The following is a 16472-nucleotide window of genomic DNA, read 5'->3' as shown; positions in this document are numbered from 1 at the left end:
CGCGCTGCGCACGCGTGCGCGGTCGTCATCCAGTTCCTGGATCGACGATGCGCCTTCCTTGGACAGGGTTTCGGAACGCGCCAGCCGGCGGCGCGCGGCATCCGCTTCGCTTTCGCGTTGCGCCACCACGGCCTCGGCAGCCAGCTTGTCGCTTTCGCGCTGGGCCACTTGCGCGGAGGCGCTGGCGGCGCTGTTGATGGCCTGCTGATGCTGCGCGCGGGCCTCTTCGCGCTGCGCGTTCAGCGTGTCAATCTGCATGCGGGCGAGCGGTTGGCCGGCCGTGACGAAATCGCCTTCAATGGCCAGCACGTCCTGCACGCGACCGGCCAGCTTGGTGGCCACGTCGATCTCGGTGGCCTCGATGCGGCCGTTGCCGCTGATGAAACCGTCGCCCGGCCCGGTGTCGGCCAGCAGGCGCCAGCCTGCGTAACCCGCCGCGGCCACCGCCAGGGCGATCAGGATGGGAATCAGTTTTCGGGAGGGCAGGCGCATGGTGTCGATTCCTTGGATTATTGGAGGGCGGCGTCGGCCGAGGCCGCGGCCGACGCTTGCGTGCCGCCGCCCAGCGCGGCATACAGGCCGACCCGGCTGGACAGCAAGGCGCGGCGCGTCTGTACCAGCGTTTGTTGCGCGGCCAGGAGGTCGCGCTGGGCATCCAGCACCTCCAGGTAGGGCGACGCGCCGTGGTCATAGCGCAGCTGCGCCAGACGGGCGCGTTCGGTCTGCGCGGCGACGGTAGCGCGCAATACCTCCACTTGCTCGGCCAGCCAGTGCCGCGCCGACAGCGCGTCGGACACGTCGCGGAAGGCGGCCTGGATGGTTTTCTCGTAGCCGGCCACGGCCTGGTCGCGCCGCGCCTCCGCCAGGTCCAGCGCGGACTGGCGGCGGCCGGCGTCGAAGATCGGCAGGCTGATGCTGGGTGCGAAGTTCCAGGCGCGGCTTGCGCCCGAGAACAGGCCGTCGAGCTCGGCGCTGGCCGTGCCGAACGCACCCGTCAGCGTGATGCTGGGCAGGAAAGCCGCGCGGGCCGCGCCAATGTTGGCGTTGGCCGCTTGCAACTGGTGTTCTGCCGCCACGATGTCGGGGCGGTTGACCAGCAGGTCCGAAGGCAGCCCGGCCGGCAGTTCACGCATGACGGCCGTATCGTCCAGGGGTTCTGCCTGTTCAGGCAAGTTCAGCGGGGCGCCCACCAGCAGCGCCAGCGCATGGGCCTGTTCGGCACGGATGCGCTCCAGGTCCGCACCCAGTGCGCGCGCTTGCTGCCACAACGTCTCCACCTGGGTCAGGTCCAGTTTGGAGATCGCGCCCACTTCGAACCGGCGGCGGAAGATGCGCAGTGATTCGGCGCGCGACGCGATGGTCTCGCGGGTCAGCTCCAGCCGTTCGTCCAGTTCGCGCAGCGTCAGATAACTGTCGGCCACTTGCGTGATGAGGCTTAGCGTGGCGGCCTTCGCCGCGGCGTCAGTAGCCAGGTAGTTTTGTAGCGCGGCATCCTTCAGGCTGCGCACGCGGCCCCAGAAGTCCAGCTCCCAACTGGCCAGCCCCAAGCCCACCTGATACTGGCTGCTGACTTGAGGTTGACCCGTCAGGTTCAGGTCGCCCGGGACGCGGGCGCGGGTGCCGTCGGCCTGCACCCCCACGGTGGGAAACTGATCGGCGCGCTGGATGCCGTACAGGGCGCGCGCTTCCTGCACACGCGCCAACGCCGTGCGCAGATCGCGGTTGTTGACCAGCGCGGTATCGATCAATGCCTGTAGCGCGGGATCGGAGAAGTACGTCCGCCAAGGGATGTGCGACGCGGACAGTTCGGCGGGGTGGGCCGCCGGCGCATCGTAGGCGGCGGGCACGGGCAGGGCAGGCCGGCTGTAGGGCGGCGCCATAGACACGCATCCGGCCGCCATCAGCAGGGCCAGCATGGCGGGCGCGATGCGCAGGGCGGTTTTGACTGGAAGCGGACAACGGGTCATGCATGGGTCTCCAGCGCAGGGTGGGCCGGGCGCGTCCGTGGCGGACAGGCTTGTGGCCCGGCGCCTGGACGGACCCGCTACCCGGGTCATGCAACCATTGTGCCGAGGACGCGGCGCGCATTCCTTGATGCGCATCAAGTTAGCGACTGACCAGTCGGTTTTTAATGGCGGAAATTGTTCGAGGGATCCGCCATGCGCGAGCAACGCCGCCGTTTACCTCCTGCCGTGCGCGTCGGGCAGATTCTGGACGCGGCATTGCAGGCCTTCTCGCAAGCCGGCTATGCCGGCACGAGGATGGACGACATCGCGCTGCAGGCCGGCTTGTCCAAAGGCGGCCTTTACGCCCACTTCTCCAGCAAGGAAGCGGTGTTCGAAGCCTTGTTGGCGCGCCATCTGGACCCGGCCCCGCTGGATGTGGATGCCGTGGTCGACGGCGCCTCGTCGCCCCGCCATCTGGCCGAGCGCATCGTGAACCACTTGTATGCCAGCCTCGCCGACCCGGCCACGGTCAGCACGATGCGGCTGCTGCTGGCCGAAAGCGGCCGCGTGCCGCATCTGGCCGCACGCTGGCGCCGTGAGACCGCCGGCGCGCGCCAGGCGGATATCGGCCGGGTGCTGCAGCGCGCGCGGGCGCGGGGGCTGTGCGGCGATTGCCTGGCGCTTGAGCACCCTTGGCTGCTGTTGGCGCCCGTCATCCACACGATCGTTATGTCGGCGCTGATGGGGCCGCAAGAATGCGTGAACCTGGCGGCGCGGCGCCGGGGGCACGTGGCGCTGATCCGCCGGCTGCTCGAGCCGGAAGTCGTGGCCTGACGCGCAGCAGCCCTTAGGGCAGAATTGCGCCCGGCGCGCAGCCGCCCACCCGCCCACCCGCCCCAAGTTTCTTGACGCTGAGTCTCGCTTGGTGTCCTATCCATGCACGGAGTCATTGCACATTGACGGAATATCCAGCGAGGCGCTTTTGTCGACATCAGGGATGACGGTTCGTGTGCCATCTTGGCGCTATCTGCCGGTGGCGTTCGCCTTGGTTGTTCCCGTCCTGCTGTGCGTGGGCTGGACCTGGCTGCACGCCAAGAACGAGCAGCGCAGCGCGGCTGAAGCCGCGGCGAAGATCGTCCGCGTCCAGGTCGACAACATGCTTTCCCACGCCTGGACCCTGCTGGACCGGGTGGCGGAACTGACGCCCAAGCCCTGCGCCGAAGTACTGTCCTCGTTGCAGCGCTGGAGCTCGCTGAATCCGTATTTCCGGTCACTGATCCTGGCGAACAACGAACATATCTACTGTTCGTCTGTCGTGGGGGACGTGGACTTCACACTTGGAAATTTCCGCCATTGGCTCGACGGCATCCCGCCCGAGCGCTGGCTGTTTTCGGTGGCGGGCACGCCGCTGGCGCCAGGACGCCCCGCGATCCTGCTGGGTAAACCGGGCGCGCCAGGATATAGCGGCGCGGTGGCGGTGGACGGCCGTTACGTGCTGGACTTGCTGAACGCCGTGGCGACGTTGGGCGCTTACCGGTTCGAGCTCACGGTGGGTAAAGGGGCGCCTATTCGCAGCGACTCCTGGAACGCGCGGCAGGGCCCTGCTGAACTCGTATACGAGGACGTCACACGCGACAATGGCCGGGTGGCGCTGTCCATCAAGGTCATGGCGCCATCCGAAAGCGTGGTGAGCGCCTGGCAGCAACTGATGCTGAGCTATTTGCCGGTGGCCATGCTGATCGGCGCCGGATTGGCGTTCGCAGCCTACCGCCTTCAGGTGAACCGGCTGTCGTTCAAAGAGCAATTGCGCCGCGCGATGCAGGCCGATGAATTCCAGGTGTACTACCAGCCGGTGTATGGCCAGTTGACGGGGCAATGCGAAGGCGTCGAGGCGCTGATGCGTTGGAACCGGCCCGGGGTGGGCTTCGTGCGGCCGGACATTTTCATCGCTGCGGCCGAGGCCGAAGACATGATCATTCCGCTGACGCAACACCTGCTGCGGTTGATCGAACGCGACCTGCAAACCTGGCAGACGCCGCCGGACTTCCACATCGGCGTAAACATCGCGCCCGAGCACCTCTCCAGCCCCGGTCTGGTGCCCGAAATCCAGGCCTTCCGGGCGAACGTCGCAGCGCGCCGTCCGTTGATCGTGCTGGAGATCACCGAACGCAGCCTGATCTCGGACAATGGGCAGGCCCGCCGCAATATCGATGCGTTGCGTGCAGAGGGTGTGCGCGTGGCCATCGACGATTTCGGCACCGGCCACTGCTCGCTGTCGTACCTGCAGAAGTTCCCCGTGGATTACCTGAAGATCGACAAAGGTTTCGTGCATGCCATCCAGCCTACGGGCGAAGAGGCGCCGGTGCTGGACGTGATCATCACGCTGTCGCACCGGTTGAACCTGGCCGTCGTGGCCGAGGGCGTGGAAACGCAGGTGCAGTTCGACTACCTGACCTCGCGCGGGGTGGCGTTCATCCAGGGCTACCTGTTCGCGCGCCCCATGCCCTCAGCGGAATTCGTGCCCTGGTACGCGGGGCATTCGCCGCCCGGCTCCCAGCCCGCCTGAAACGCTCAGGCAGGCTTGGCCGGGGTCGCGGCCTTGGCGAAGAACAGGTCGGTGATGGCCTGGCTGTCCATGGGCTCGCCGTTGATGGCGCGCGTCAGCAGTTCGGCGCCCAGCAGTTGCACCGAAAACACCATGTCGGGCTGCACGCGCCGGATTTTCTCCAGATGCTTGCTGGTGTTGACCAGCGCCACCGTCTTGGCGCCGCTGTCGCCGGTGGCTTCTTTGGCCGCCAGCACGATGAACGCGTTCTCGGCATCGTCGGCGCGCAGCGCCAGCACATAGCGCGCGCGGGTCACGCCCGCGGTGTGCAGGACTTCCACGCTTGAAGAGTCGCCTTCGATCAGGTCTGCGGCGGCGGGATATTCTTGCGCCGAACCGGTGGGTACGATGACCGTGACTTCTTCGCCGCGACGCCGCAGGCCGTCGTAGACGCTCAGCGCCAGTGGGGTCTCGCCTGCAATGATGATGTGGTTTTTACGCATGGCGGTGGAGAACCTGCCTTTGACCAGCCGCTTCAGATTCCCGCCGATCACCGGGCCGGCGATCGCGCTGATGGAAGTGGCGAATACGGTGATGCCAAGAATGATAATCGACGCGGTGAAGAGCCTGGCAGTGATGGTGTGCGGCGTGATATCGCCATAGCCCACCGTGGACATGGACACGATCGAGAAATAGAACGCGGTGCCCGCGTCGGTGACGGGCGGATTGAATTCGTTGCCCAGGTACAGCGTGCCGAACACCGCGTAAATAAGCAATGACAGGACGCTGACCAGCGCGAACAGCGAACCCGCGGTGACGCTGGCGCGGTCAAAGCGCCGCCAGTACACAATCAACGCAATGACCAGCACCAGCGTGTAGATGCCCAGCCCCGCGCGGCCGCCGTCACCCAGAATGCCGAAGGTGCCGATGCCGATCAGCAGCACCAGCGAAAACGCCCACGCGATGCGGGCCTTCAGGATCAGGCCCAGGGCAATCACCTGCAAGCCCACGCCTAGCACCAGGCGCGGGATCTCCAGCAGGCCCACCACGCGCATCACTTCATGCCAGTTGTCCAGCGCCAGCCAGAAGGAATACTCGCGGGCGCGCACCTCGCGCAGCACCGGGTGCATGAAGGCGTATCCGTCCAGCGCCACCAGGATGGCCAGGCACCAGTTGGGCGGAAAGAACGCCAGCACTTTTCTGAAACGCTGCCGCAGGGATGGGAGGGTGATGGGCATGGGAAGGCGTGTCCTTTTGCGCCATTTTAGGATGGCGGCTACAACGCTTTGCTATATCTAATAGGTATAGAAGGCTATCAACAAAGAATTACTGGATTCACGTCCGAAGTCCTAAACTTCCCCCATCACGCGGCTATCCAAGAGGAAAACCGCTGATACGGGCGATAAGCCCGCCAGCAGTCAGGGCGGGCCCAGACCCCGGGCGTTGATCACGTTGCAGCTTGTGCGGGGACTAGAGACCCCGCTCAGGTTCACGGTCGGACCGTGCGTGAGTAGTATGAGGCACGAATGTTGGAATCGCGTGATCCAGGTAGAAGGCATCAGTGCCGGCTGATGACTCCGGGTTCACGTGTTGTTTTAGCGCGGCGTCTTACCTCTCGGGGGCAGCGCCGCGTTTTTTTCGCCTGTCGCATTGCGCGACCGGCAGGGCCGCCGGGCCGTGCCGCCCGGTTCGCCTTACGGGTTCGCCTTACGTTGACGCGCTTGCGTCCGCCGTCTCCCGGCGCCAGTCTTCCAGCCCGTCCACGCGGCTGTCATCCCCAACATCCCGATAGTCCAGATCCAGCGTGATGTCCGCGGCGAACATGTAGCCCCAGCCATGCACCGCGCGGATCGGCAGCGTCATCTGATTGGCGGCCGCCTTGCGCCGCAGGCGGCTGATCATCACGTCCACGAAGCGGCGGCGCGTGATGCCGCTGTCGGCATCTTCCGCGCCATCGGCGTAGAAGGCGTCGCGGCTGACTTTGCGGTCGGGCGCCGTCACCAGGCGCGACAGGAAGTCGCGTTCCCCGGTCGTCAGGCCCAGTATGCGGCCCGCCGGGTTGATCAGGGTCCAGCCTTTGTTCGCCAGCCGCCAGGTTTCCTGGACGGGTTCTTCGGCGTGCGTGTCGGGCGTGGCGTCCATGCCGTCCAGCCCCACCGCGCGGCGCACCAGCGCCTGCAGTACCGCGGCTAGCTCCAGCCCGCTGACTTCAGGCGGCAAGCAGGCATCCGCGCCGCAGAGCAGCGTACGGATACGGCTTTCGGTATCCGCGAAGGTGGCGATCGCCACGATGCCCAGGCTTCGATCCACCGCGCGCAGGCGGACGGCGGCGTTGTGGATATCGGGCAGCGGCGCCTCCAGCACGATCAGCGGGCTGGGCCGGCGGGAATAGCGGTCATAGACATCCACGAGGTCGTAGCAGCGGCGGATGCTGAAACCCAGGTGGGACAGGGCGTCCACAAGCCTGGCGTGCCTGGCATCGTCCTGCCCGAGGAAAATGACATCCAGCGTGTTGTTCATTGATGCTTCCAATGAGGTGGCGCGGCATGGAGGCGGCGCTTGAAGAGGAGGCGCGTTGACGTCGGCAGACCTGGCATACCCCCCTCTCCCTAAGCTGCGCGCCATGACGGGACCGTCTGGCGGTGTTGTTTGAATGTGGGCGAGAGGTCTGGACAACTGCCCAGGTTCTATGTGCTTGCGGCCAGCCTTGGCCGGGTCCGGGATCCCGTTCGGCGCGTGGCCGACGCGCTGTCGCCGCTGGCCGCCGATGACCCGATCCTGCATGGAAGTCACGCCCGTGTTTCATTTAAACACGGGCGTGTTTTTTTGTGAAGATACGTTTCTGTAGTTTCTGTTGGTAACTTTGCGAGCAGCCGAAACCCTCAGGAAAGGGTTGAAACACTGTTTGTTTTCGCGTTTGCGACAGTAAATTATTAAGTATTACCGATACATTATTTTCTATTTTTGATCCAAAAATACCCATAAACTTATGCGGGTTTTTGGTGCGCGCAGCGTCCGAGCGCGCGCAGGGATGCCTTGGGCATTCTTGCCTGCAATTGCGGTAAGTCAATGGCGGATATGGGATTTTTGATTTTTCGCCAGCATGGGGTGAAGCGGGGCGAGCCGTGGGTAGCGGCAGGCAAGCAGGCAATTGTTGCGATTTACGGATTAACCCTGAAATTGGGGTGCAATCCGTTTATTTGGCACCAGTATTGAGATGTTTTAATCAAATAAATAAATTCATATTAATGTCTCAGGTTGATCGATTGGACACGTTTAGCCATCGTCTGCGCAACGCAAGAATGCTTCAGGGATGGACTCAAAAGGACTTGGCAGTCGCAAGCAACCTGTCGCAAAGCGCCATCGGCAACTACGAAAGCGGGCAACGCCTGCAACCCTCCAGCGATGCCCTCATCAAGTTGACCCGCGCCTTGCGGGTCAGCCCGATGTGGCTCAGCACCGGAGAGGGGCCGATGCTGAATTCCGGTTATGCCGATCCGCCCGTCAGTGTGGGCGAGGTCGCCCAGCCGCCTGCCTGGCCGTTCGAATCGGTCTCGTACGCGACCTACTCGCGGCTGAGCTCCCAGGAAAAGCGGCAGATCGAGCTTGTGCTGGCCGCCTACATCAAGGCGCGCGGCGAATAGATCCCAACGCTTGTCCCGGTTGCGCGGGCCGCCGCACATCCGCCGCTTGCGCTTGCCCGCGGCCCGGCGGTTCGCTGCGCAACCGGCTGCGCAGGCGTTCCACGGGATCGGCGATCAAGCCGTTCAGCAGCGCCGAGAACCCGATACAGCCCGTGACCACCAGCGCTGCAAAAAGCATGGGCTGATGCACTTCGACCTCGTTCAACAGCCAGCTGAAGAACATGATCACCAGCGAATGGCAGATGTAGATGGGGTAGCTCAATTCTCCGATCGCCTTGTCCAGCCGGTGCCGCGACTGGAACAGGAACGCCAGGGGCAGCAGGGCCGCGAACAGCAGCACCGCCAGCGCGTCGCGTACGTTGTGGTTCAGGCCGATCGAAAAATGAAGCAGGCAATAGACACACAACACGGCGGTGCCCAGTTCCGGCAGGCGGTGGATGCGCCGTGTCCAGGCCTTGCAGCGCGGCAGCAGTACCTGGTGCGACAACGATCCAACCAGGAACAGCGCCAGCTCCGTGGGGAAGAAGCGGTACGTCCACGGGTCGGTCGTGCCGATGCCGGTGGCGACCAGCACTGCGCGCAACGCCAGCGAGGCCGCCAGCAGCGCTATCAGCCGGCGTGGGGAGTGCAGTACGAAGGGGGCCACCAGATAGAAGCTCATCTCCACGCCCAGCGTCCACGCCTGCGGCACCAGCAGCCCCTGATACAAGGGCACTTCGCTATGCGCGAAGCTGCCCGTGAAGACCAGGGCGGAGTGTTCGATGCCGAAGAACATCAGCCAGTCCTGGCCCAGGATGAACAGGTTGGCCAGCACCAGGAACAATTCCGCGGAAAAGGGCAGGGCGTCGTAGATGCGAAAGAACGCACCGCCGCTCATCACGTGCGCCATCAACGTTAGCGCTGCCACCGCCAGATAGATGGGAAACAGCCGCAGGAAACGGTTGGCGTAGAACTTGCCGGTTGCGCCCTGGTAGTTGTCCGTTGCGGTCAGCACATAGGAAATCAGGAAGCCGGAAATCACATAAAACAGCTGCACCGCCAGCCGGCCGCCGACCAGATGGTCGGCATAGCCGCCGCCCAGGTGGTCCAGCACCACTGACAGCGCCAGTAAGGTTCTTAAAAAGCCCATCGCCGTGTCTCCCGGTCGTCTTATTGTTTGGCCCCTCGGGCCGGACACCTGCGTCTGCGGTACCGCTGTGACCGGTGGCGTCTGCCCGTGCTGCACGGGTGGGCCGGCAAGATGGTCTGCAATGATTCTGCGCGTCGCCCGGGGGCGCCGCCATGCGGCATTCGATGCAGCCCTCTGCCTCATCGGCGTGAGTACGGGGGCGGCGCTTGCTGCTTTTGGATACGGCTGTAGGGGGGAGAGAAAGGGCGTTGCGCCCCAGTGCCGGTTACAGTCGAGGGTGTGAATTTCTTAGGAGTCCCATCCATGCTTACTCATTTGTCTTCGCGTTGCCGGTTGCTTTGCCTGAGCCTTCTGACCGTGGCATTGGCGGGTTGCGCGGGGTCCACGGGGGGCGCGCGCGCCGAGGGCGCAGCAGCGGCCAACGCCGCCAGCAGCGCGGATTCCCTGGCGCAGACCAGCTGGGAACTAGTGCGATGGACGCAAGCCGGCGGTGCGCTGCGCGACATCCCGCACGGCGACAACGGCGAACCGGTGCGCCTCACGTTTCTGGCGCAAGGCAAGCAGTACCAGGTGAACGGTTTTTCGGGCTGCAATCGCTACATGGGCTCCTACAAGCTGGAAAGCGGCAAACTCTTCATCAACGCGCCTGCCTCGACCCGCATGGCGTGCGCCGCGCCCGAGCGCGCCAAGCTGGAAGCCGATTACCTGCGGGGCCTAACCATCATCGACACGTTCACGCTGGATAGCGGCGGCGCGCCGCGGCACCTGACGTTCAACCTGCGCGGCGGCGACGTCCTGGAGTTCGAGCGCCGCCAGGATCCCCCCACGCCGTAACGCGCGGCGCAGCGGATATCCGTTTCAGGATGTTTTCGCGCTGAAAACAGGGTCGGGGCACGCCTACAATGGCGCTGCCCGACCCTGGCGTGTCGCCTGGGGCCAGGGAATTCCTTGCATTCCGGGAGACCCCCATGTCCGTTACCGCTTCCTTGCGCTGGCTTCTGCCGTGCGTTCTGTCCTTCGGCCTGGCCGCTTGCGCGTCGCCTCCCCAGCGGGCCGCAGACGGGCAGGATCCTCGCTACCAGCCGGCCTCGGCGTCGGACATCCTGGCGCAGACCAGTTGGGACCTCGCACGCTGGACCCAGCCGGGCGGCGGCTTGCGCACCATTCCGCATCCGTCCACGAATTCCCGTCCGCTTACCGTCACCTTCATCCATGACCGGGGTGCGCCGCGCATGTCCGGCTTTGCGGGTTGCAACCAGTACAACGCGCCCTATACCGTCGCCAACGGCCAACTGATCGTGCAGGCGAATCCGGTGGCGACGATGATGGCCTGCGCTCCGCAGAACATGTCGCTGGAGCAGGACTTCCTAGCGGGCCTGACCCGCATCACCGCCACGTCGCTGGACAACACCAACAACCCGCAGCGCATGACGTGGGTGCTGAACACCGGCGATACGCTGGACTTCGGCCGCCGCGTCGACCCGGTGGCGGGTGGCCAGGCGGGGCCGACCAAGCTGGTCTATGTGAATTCCGAACGCGTGCCCTGCAACGCCGGCGCGGGGCGCACCCAGTGCTATCAGGTGCGCGACAGCGCTTCCCAGCCCTGGCAGTTCTGGTACGGCGACATCACCGGCTTCAACTTCCAGCCGGGCATCCGTTACCGCCTGCGCGTGGTCGAAGTGCCCGACGCGAATCCGCCGGCAGGCGGCTCGTCCATGCGCTGGGTGCTGGACGCCGTGATCGAGCAGGAAATCGTCACTCGTTGAGCAGGATCAAGGCGGGCGGGGGGCGGGGCAACCCGCCCAGCGATTACTATTACGGGCTTCGCCGTCCGTTTTCCTTCGCTTTGCCATGACTTCCGTCGTCAATATCGCTGCCTACAAATTCGTTTCGCTGGATGCCCTGCCCGACCTGCGCGCCCACCTGCTAGCCCAAGCCGGCGACGCGGCGCTCAAGGGCACCATCCTGCTGGCCGAAGAGGGCATCAACCTGTTCCTCGCCGGCTCCCCCGAGGGCATCGACGCCTTCCTGCAGACTTTGCGCGCGGACGCCCGTTTTGCCGACCTGGAAGTCAAGTTCAGCCACAGCGAAGGCGTGCCATTCCGCAAGCTGCTGGTGAAGATCAAGCGCGAGATCATCCGCATGGATCACCCCACCATCCGCCCCGAGGCCGGGCGCGCGCCCGGCGTGGATGCGCAGACGCTGGCGCGCTGGCTCGCGCAGGGCGCGGACGACGCCGGACGGCCCGTGGTGATGCTGGATACCCGCAACGCGTTCGAGGTGGACGAAGGCACGTTCAAGAACGCCATCGACTGGCGCATCGACCGCTTCACGCAATTCCCCGCCGCCGTGCAGGCGCACCGCGCCGAACTCGAAGGCAAGACCGTCGTCAGCTTCTGCACGGGCGGCATCCGCTGCGAGAAGGCCGCCATCTACATGAACGAGGCCGGCATCCAGAACGTGTATCAACTGGACGGCGGCATCCTCAAGTACTTCGAGGAAACCGGCGGCCCGGGCTACGAGGGCAAGTGCTTCGTCTTCGACGAACGGCACTCGCTGGACCCGGAGCTTGCGCCTAGCAAGTAAGGTGTTCTGCGGCGGATACTGACGGGAATCCGTCCGCTTTGGCACGCAGCCCACATCGCCGCTGCACGTTGACGCGCTACCGTTCCCCTGATGGCTATTGATCAGGAGAAACCCATGACGATTCAACGCACTTCACGCCAGGCGACCTCGGTTACCGCGGAACGCCAGACCCGGGCGCGCATGCCGGCTCGCACCGTGGCAGCACGCCTCGTATCGGGGCGTCGCAATAGCATTGCGGACGTGCTGGCGACGCCCGGCGCTGCCGATATCGAACTCGAACTTCCGCAGCGGCGAAGGCCGGCTGCCGCCGCGGACTTTACGTGATGTTCATCCTGGACACCAATGTGGTGTCTGAACTGCGCAAGGTTCGGATGGGCAAAGCCAGTGAGCCGGTGGCGCAGTGGGCCGATAGTGTGGATATCTGTGAACTCTACGTATCGGCCATCACTGTTCACGAACTGGAAATTGGCGTACTGCGCCTGGTGCGGCGTGACCCTGTGCAGGGCGCTTTACTCAGATCGTGGCTGGACCAGCAGGTGTTGCCTACCTTTGATGGCAGAGTGCTGCCCGTCGATGACGCGGTGGCGTTGCGCGGCGCGCAACTGCATGTGCCGGATGCACAGCCATTGTTCGACGGGCTGATCGCCGCTACGGCCCTGGTTCACGACATGACCGTAGTCACCCGGGACGCGTCGGATTTTCTGCCTTGCGGCGTCAAAGTGTTCAATCCCTGGCAAAGCGGTGGCGCAGTTTGCCGGCCGCCAACGCAAAAACGGCCAACTCGCTGAGCTTGCGCGAGTTGGCCGTTTGGCCTGATGGGCGTTGCGCGATCAGCGCACGCGCATGCCGGGTTTCGCGCCGGGGAACGGTTCCAGCACGTAGATGCCGGCGTCCACGGCTTCGTCCGCGTGGCTGGCGGCCAGCACCATGCCTTCGGAGACGCCGAACTTCATCTTGCGCGGGGCCAGGTTGGCCACCATGACGGTCAGCTTGCCGATCAGGTCTTCCGGCTTGTAGGCCGACTTGATGCCCGAGAACACGTTGCGGTGGCGGCCTTCGCCCACGTCAAGCGTCAGGCGCAGCAGCTTGGTCGAACCTTCGACGTGTTCGCAATTGACGATCTGCGCGATACGCAGGTCGACGCGGGCGAAGTCGTCGATCGAGATCGTTTCGGCCAGCGGCTCGCCACCGGGCACCACGACCGGCGCGGCGGGCGGTTCGAACAGGTCTTCCAGCATTTGGGGTTCGACGCGCTGCATCAGGTGCTTGAACGGCGCGACGCGCTGCGGCAGGACGGCGGCATCGGCCCACGTGAACGGCGCCTGGGCGCCGAAGAGTTCCAGCGCCACGCGCTCGGCCAGCGACGGCAGCACGGGGGCCAGCATCACGGACAGGGCCTTGAAGCCTGCCAGCGAACGCGAGCAGATGTCCTGCAGCGCGGCCTTTTGCGCGTCGTCCGACGTGGCGATGCCCTTGGCCAGCACCCACGGCTGGGCCGTGTCGAATGCCTGGTTGATGCCGTCGGCGTAGGCCATGATTTCGCGGATGGCGCGGTTGTATTCGCGGGCTTCGAACGCGGCGCGGATGGATTCGGCCTGTTGGGCGTATTCCGCCGACAGCGCGGCGGTGTCGCCCGAATAGCCCAGGGCGCCGTCGAAGTGCTTCGTGATGAAGCTGGCGGCGCGGCTGGCGATGTTGACGTACTTGCCGACCAGGTCGCTGTTGACTCGGGCGATGAAGTCTTCGGGGTTGAAGTCCATGTCTTCGACGCGGGCGTTCAGCTTGGCGGCAATGTAGTAGCGCATCCACTCGGCGTTCATGCCGATTTCCAGATAGCGCAGCGGCGAGATGCCGGTGCCGCGGCTCTTGGACATCTTTTCACCGCTGACGGTGATGAAACCGTGCACATTCACCGCGTCCGGCGTCTTGCGGCCGGCGAACTTCAGCATCGCGGGCCAGAACAGCGCGTGGAAATACACGATGTCCTTGCCGATGAAGTGGACTTGTTCGGTGGTGCCATTGGGATCGAGCAGGGCGTCGAAATCCAGGCCCTTGACTTCGCAGTACGACTTCAAGGACGCCAGGTAGCCGACCGGCGCGTCCAGCCACACATAGAAGTACTTGCCCGGGGCATCGGGGATCTCGATGCCGAAGTAGGGCGCATCGCGCGAAATGTCCCAGTCGCCCAGCTTGGCTTCGCCGTCTTCGGCGCCCAGCCATTCGCGGGTCTTGGCCAGCATTTCCGGCTGCAGGTGCTTGCCGCCATTGGCGTTCGAGCCCGTGGTCCATTGCTGCAGGAATTCCACGCAGCGCGGGTCGGACAGCTTGAAGAAGAAGTGGTCCGACGACTTCAGCACGGGCGTGGCGCCGGTCAGCGCCGAGTACGGGTTGATCAGCTCGGTGGGCGCATATACCGCGCCACAGACCTCGCAGGAATCGCCGTACTGGTCCTTGGCGTGGCACTTGGGGCACTCGCCCTTGATGTAACGGTCGGCCAGGAACATGCCCTTGACGGGGTCGTAGAACTGCTCGATCGAGCGCGTTTCGATCAGGTCCTGGGCTTTCAGCGCGCGATAGATGTCGTGCGACAGCGCGACGTTCTCGGCGGAATCCGTGGAATGCCAGTGGTCGAAACGGATGTGGAAGCCGTTCAGGTATTGCGGGCGCTCAGCGGCGTAGCGGGCGACCAGCGCCTGCGGCGTGATGCCTTCCTTTTCAGCCTTCAACATGATGGGCGCGCCGTGCGCGTCATCCGCCCCTACGAAGTGCACCGTGTGGCCCGCCATTCGCATCGAACGAACCCAGATATCGGCCTGGATGTACTCCATGATGTGGCCGATGTGGAAAGATCCGTTGGCGTAGGGCAGCGCAGTGGTGACAAATAGGGTGCGAGACATGGTTGTCAGTAGAGGTTGAGGGGAAAAAGGGGATTGGCCGGCCATTTTAGGGCAACGGCGCAGACTTGGCCGCCGCAGGGGGCGCCGGTGCCCGGGAATGACGCAACCCGCCTATCGCAATGCAGCGAACGAGGCGGGTTGAGGGAGGCGGCCAGACGCCGCATGCGGGCGACCCACGCGAAGGCGCCGGGGTGGCCTGCCAAAAGCATCGGCCGGCGTGCGCCGCAGGGCGGCGCAAGCGCTTTCGGGAAAGCCGCCGTTAGCGGATTTCGCGGGCTTCGACGTCGATCACATCGCCGCGCGGTTGCGTGGCGAAGGGGGCGGTGGCGGACTGGAACGGACCCGGGCGGGCGCCTTGGCGCTGGCTCCAATAGGCGCGTACGCCGAAAGGTTTGCCGCGCACCTTGGCGACCACGTACAGGATCGCCACGGCGATCGCCGTGGACAGCATGAAGACCAGCGCCATCGCCATGCCGATCAAGGCCAGGGCGGCGAATAGGACGGCACGGAAGAAGCGGATAAGTGTGTTGGTCATGAAGGTCGGATGCAAAACGCAGCGAAAGGTTCCCGTGTATCCGCTATCCTTTAGGGGATGGCGGCCCGCAGAAGCCGCGCTGCCTACGGAACCATAGTGACATGAGTATAACGATAGAACACATCCGCGCCGCTTTGCGCGCCGCGCACGACCCGAACACCGGATTGGACCTAGGCGTTTCTGTAAAAGATCGTGACATTCAATTAACGGGGCCGCGTGTCGCCCTGACGTTGGAACTGGGTTATCCGGCCGACGGCGTCCGCGACCAGATCCGCGATATTGCCGTGGCGGCCCTGGCAGCAGCCGGCTCGCCGGACGCGCAAGTCACGGTTACTTGGAAGGTTGCCGCCCACGCGGTGCAGAAGGGCCTGAAGCCCCTGCCGAACGTGCGCAACATTATTGCAGTGGCCTCGGGCAAGGGCGGCGTGGGCAAAAGCACCACCGCCGTGAACCTGGCCCTGGCCCTGACCGCCGAAGGCGCCAAGGTCGGCCTGCTGGACGCCGATATCTACGGCCCCAGCGTGCCGACCATGCTGGGCATTTCCGGCCGTCCCGAGAGCCTGGACAACAAGAGCATGGAACCGCTGACGGGCCACGGCCTGCAAGCCAATTCCATCGGATTCCTGATCGACGCCGATTCGCCCGCCATCTGGCGCGGCCCCATGGTGACGCAGGCGCTGGAGCAATTGCTGCGCCAGACCAACTGGCGCGACCTGGACTACCTGATCGTCGACATGCCTCCGGGCACGGGCGACGTGGCGCTGACCCTGGCGCAGAAAGTGCCGGTGGTGGGTGCCGTCATCGTCACCACGCCGCAAGACGTGGCGCTGCTGGACGCGCGCAAGGGTTTGCGCATGTTCCAGAAGGTGGAAGTGCCGATCCTGGGCGTCGTCGAGAACATGGCCATCCATATCTGCTCGCAATGCGGGCACGCCGAACACATCTTCGGCGAAGGCGGCGGCCAGCGCATGGCCGAGCAATACCAGACGCCCTGGCTGGGCAGCCTGCCGCTCACGCTGGCAATCCGGGAACAGACGGATGCCGGCACGCCGACCGTGGTGTCGGACGCCGGCAGCGAAGCCGCTTCGCTGTATCGGGGCATTGCACGGAAGCTGGCAGCGGGCGTGGCGGCGTTACCGCGCGACATGGCCGGAAAATTTCCGTCCATCGTCGTGCAGCAGCCGACCTGA

General features: G+C 64.9%; 16 protein-coding genes. 9 read left to right on the top strand and 7 right to left on the bottom strand.

Annotation, left to right across the window (positions count from 1 at the left end; genetic code table 11):
• Together AC27VE_RS12950 and AC27VE_RS12945 are read right to left on the bottom strand one after the other, a co-directional pair.
• Positions 1–492, bottom strand: a 492-nt coding sequence (locus AC27VE_RS12950) for an HlyD family secretion protein (RefSeq protein WP_488704056.1), incomplete at its 3' end; no start/stop codon positions are given.
• A gap of 17 nt (positions 493–509) precedes the next feature.
• Positions 510–1967: an efflux transporter outer membrane subunit gene (locus AC27VE_RS12945; RefSeq protein WP_488704055.1), complete on the bottom strand. Its 1458-nt coding sequence runs from the start codon at positions 1965–1967 to the stop codon at positions 510–512.
• 192 nt (positions 1968–2159) lie between these two features.
• Here AC27VE_RS12945 and AC27VE_RS12940 point away from each other — a divergent pair, with 192 nt between their 5' ends.
• Positions 2160–2780 carry a TetR/AcrR family transcriptional regulator gene (locus AC27VE_RS12940; protein WP_488704054.1) on the top strand — a complete coding sequence of 207 codons (621 nt, stop codon included), beginning with the start codon at positions 2160–2162 and terminating at the stop codon, positions 2778–2780.
• A 211-nt stretch (positions 2781–2991) separates the two neighbouring features.
• Complete coding sequence (locus AC27VE_RS12935; RefSeq protein ID WP_488704053.1) at positions 2992–4512, top strand: EAL domain-containing protein; 1521 nt, start codon at positions 2992–2994, stop codon at positions 4510–4512.
• Between the two features lie 5 nt (positions 4513–4517).
• Here AC27VE_RS12935 and kch read toward each other — a convergent pair whose 3' ends face one another.
• Together kch and AC27VE_RS12925 are read right to left on the bottom strand one after the other, a co-directional pair.
• The gene (gene kch, locus AC27VE_RS12930; protein ID WP_427957477.1) at positions 4518–5729 is read right to left on the bottom strand and encodes a voltage-gated potassium channel protein; all 1212 of its coding nucleotides are present in this window, start codon (positions 5727–5729) and stop codon (positions 4518–4520) included.
• Positions 5730–6198: 469 nt separating this feature from the next.
• On the bottom strand, positions 6199–7011 hold the full coding sequence (locus AC27VE_RS12925) for a response regulator transcription factor (protein WP_488704052.1): 813 nt from the start codon (positions 7009–7011) through the stop codon (positions 6199–6201).
• A gap of 728 nt (positions 7012–7739) precedes the next feature.
• On the opposite strand from AC27VE_RS12925, the gene AC27VE_RS12920 reads away from it, so the two are divergent.
• Entirely contained in the window at positions 7740–8135 is a 396-nt protein-coding gene (locus AC27VE_RS12920; RefSeq protein ID WP_427957479.1) for a helix-turn-helix domain-containing protein, read from the top strand.
• On the opposite strand, the gene AC27VE_RS12915 is transcribed toward AC27VE_RS12920, so the two are convergent.
• Positions 8116–9264 carry an acyltransferase family protein gene (locus AC27VE_RS12915; RefSeq protein WP_488704051.1) on the bottom strand — a complete coding sequence of 383 codons (1149 nt, stop codon included), beginning with the start codon at positions 9262–9264 and terminating at the stop codon, positions 8116–8118. The two genes, AC27VE_RS12920 and AC27VE_RS12915, sit on opposite strands and share 20 nt — an antisense overlap.
• A 303-nt stretch (positions 9265–9567) precedes the next feature.
• Here AC27VE_RS12915 and AC27VE_RS12910 point away from each other — a divergent pair, with 303 nt between their 5' ends.
• The 5 genes from AC27VE_RS12910 to AC27VE_RS12890 all read left to right on the top strand — a co-directional run bounded on the left by AC27VE_RS12910 (position 9568) and on the right by AC27VE_RS12890 (position 12638).
• Positions 9568–10098, top strand: coding sequence for an META domain-containing protein (locus AC27VE_RS12910; RefSeq protein WP_035213732.1), 531 nt, complete (start codon positions 9568–9570; stop codon positions 10096–10098).
• A 134-nt stretch (positions 10099–10232) separates the two neighbouring features.
• The gene (locus AC27VE_RS12905) at positions 10233–11030 is read left to right on the top strand and encodes an META and DUF4377 domain-containing protein (protein WP_488704050.1); all 798 of its coding nucleotides are present in this window, start codon (positions 10233–10235) and stop codon (positions 11028–11030) included.
• A gap of 85 nt (positions 11031–11115) precedes the next feature.
• The gene (locus tag AC27VE_RS12900) at positions 11116–11850 is read left to right on the top strand and encodes a sulfurtransferase (protein ID WP_488704049.1); all 735 of its coding nucleotides are present in this window, start codon (positions 11116–11118) and stop codon (positions 11848–11850) included.
• 114 nt (positions 11851–11964) lie between these two features.
• A complete protein-coding gene (locus AC27VE_RS12895; protein WP_488704048.1) occupies positions 11965–12174 on the top strand; it encodes a hypothetical protein in 210 nt (69 codons plus the stop codon).
• Positions 12171–12638: a type II toxin-antitoxin system VapC family toxin gene (locus tag AC27VE_RS12890; protein WP_427957485.1), complete on the top strand. Its 468-nt coding sequence runs from the start codon at positions 12171–12173 to the stop codon at positions 12636–12638. Before AC27VE_RS12895 ends, AC27VE_RS12890 begins: the two co-directional genes overlap by 4 nt.
• A 42-nt stretch (positions 12639–12680) precedes the next feature.
• Here the strand turns inward: AC27VE_RS12890 and metG are convergent, their stop codons facing one another.
• Both metG and AC27VE_RS12880 read right to left on the bottom strand, forming a co-directional pair.
• Complete coding sequence (gene metG / locus AC27VE_RS12885; RefSeq protein ID WP_488704047.1) at positions 12681–14747, bottom strand: methionine--tRNA ligase; 2067 nt, start codon at positions 14745–14747, stop codon at positions 12681–12683.
• A 259-nt stretch (positions 14748–15006) separates the two neighbouring features.
• Positions 15007–15282, bottom strand: coding sequence for a hypothetical protein (locus AC27VE_RS12880; protein ID WP_006226181.1), 276 nt, complete (start codon positions 15280–15282; stop codon positions 15007–15009).
• Positions 15283–15383: 101 nt separating this feature from the next.
• Between AC27VE_RS12880 and apbC the strand changes: the two genes are divergently transcribed.
• The gene (gene apbC, locus AC27VE_RS12875; protein ID WP_488704046.1) at positions 15384–16472 is read left to right on the top strand and encodes an iron-sulfur cluster carrier protein ApbC; all 1089 of its coding nucleotides are present in this window, start codon (positions 15384–15386) and stop codon (positions 16470–16472) included.

It is taken from the genome of Achromobacter sp. 18P8.1.1 (assembly GCF_057799415.1).
This window is presented reverse-complemented; position numbering and strand designations above follow the sequence as displayed.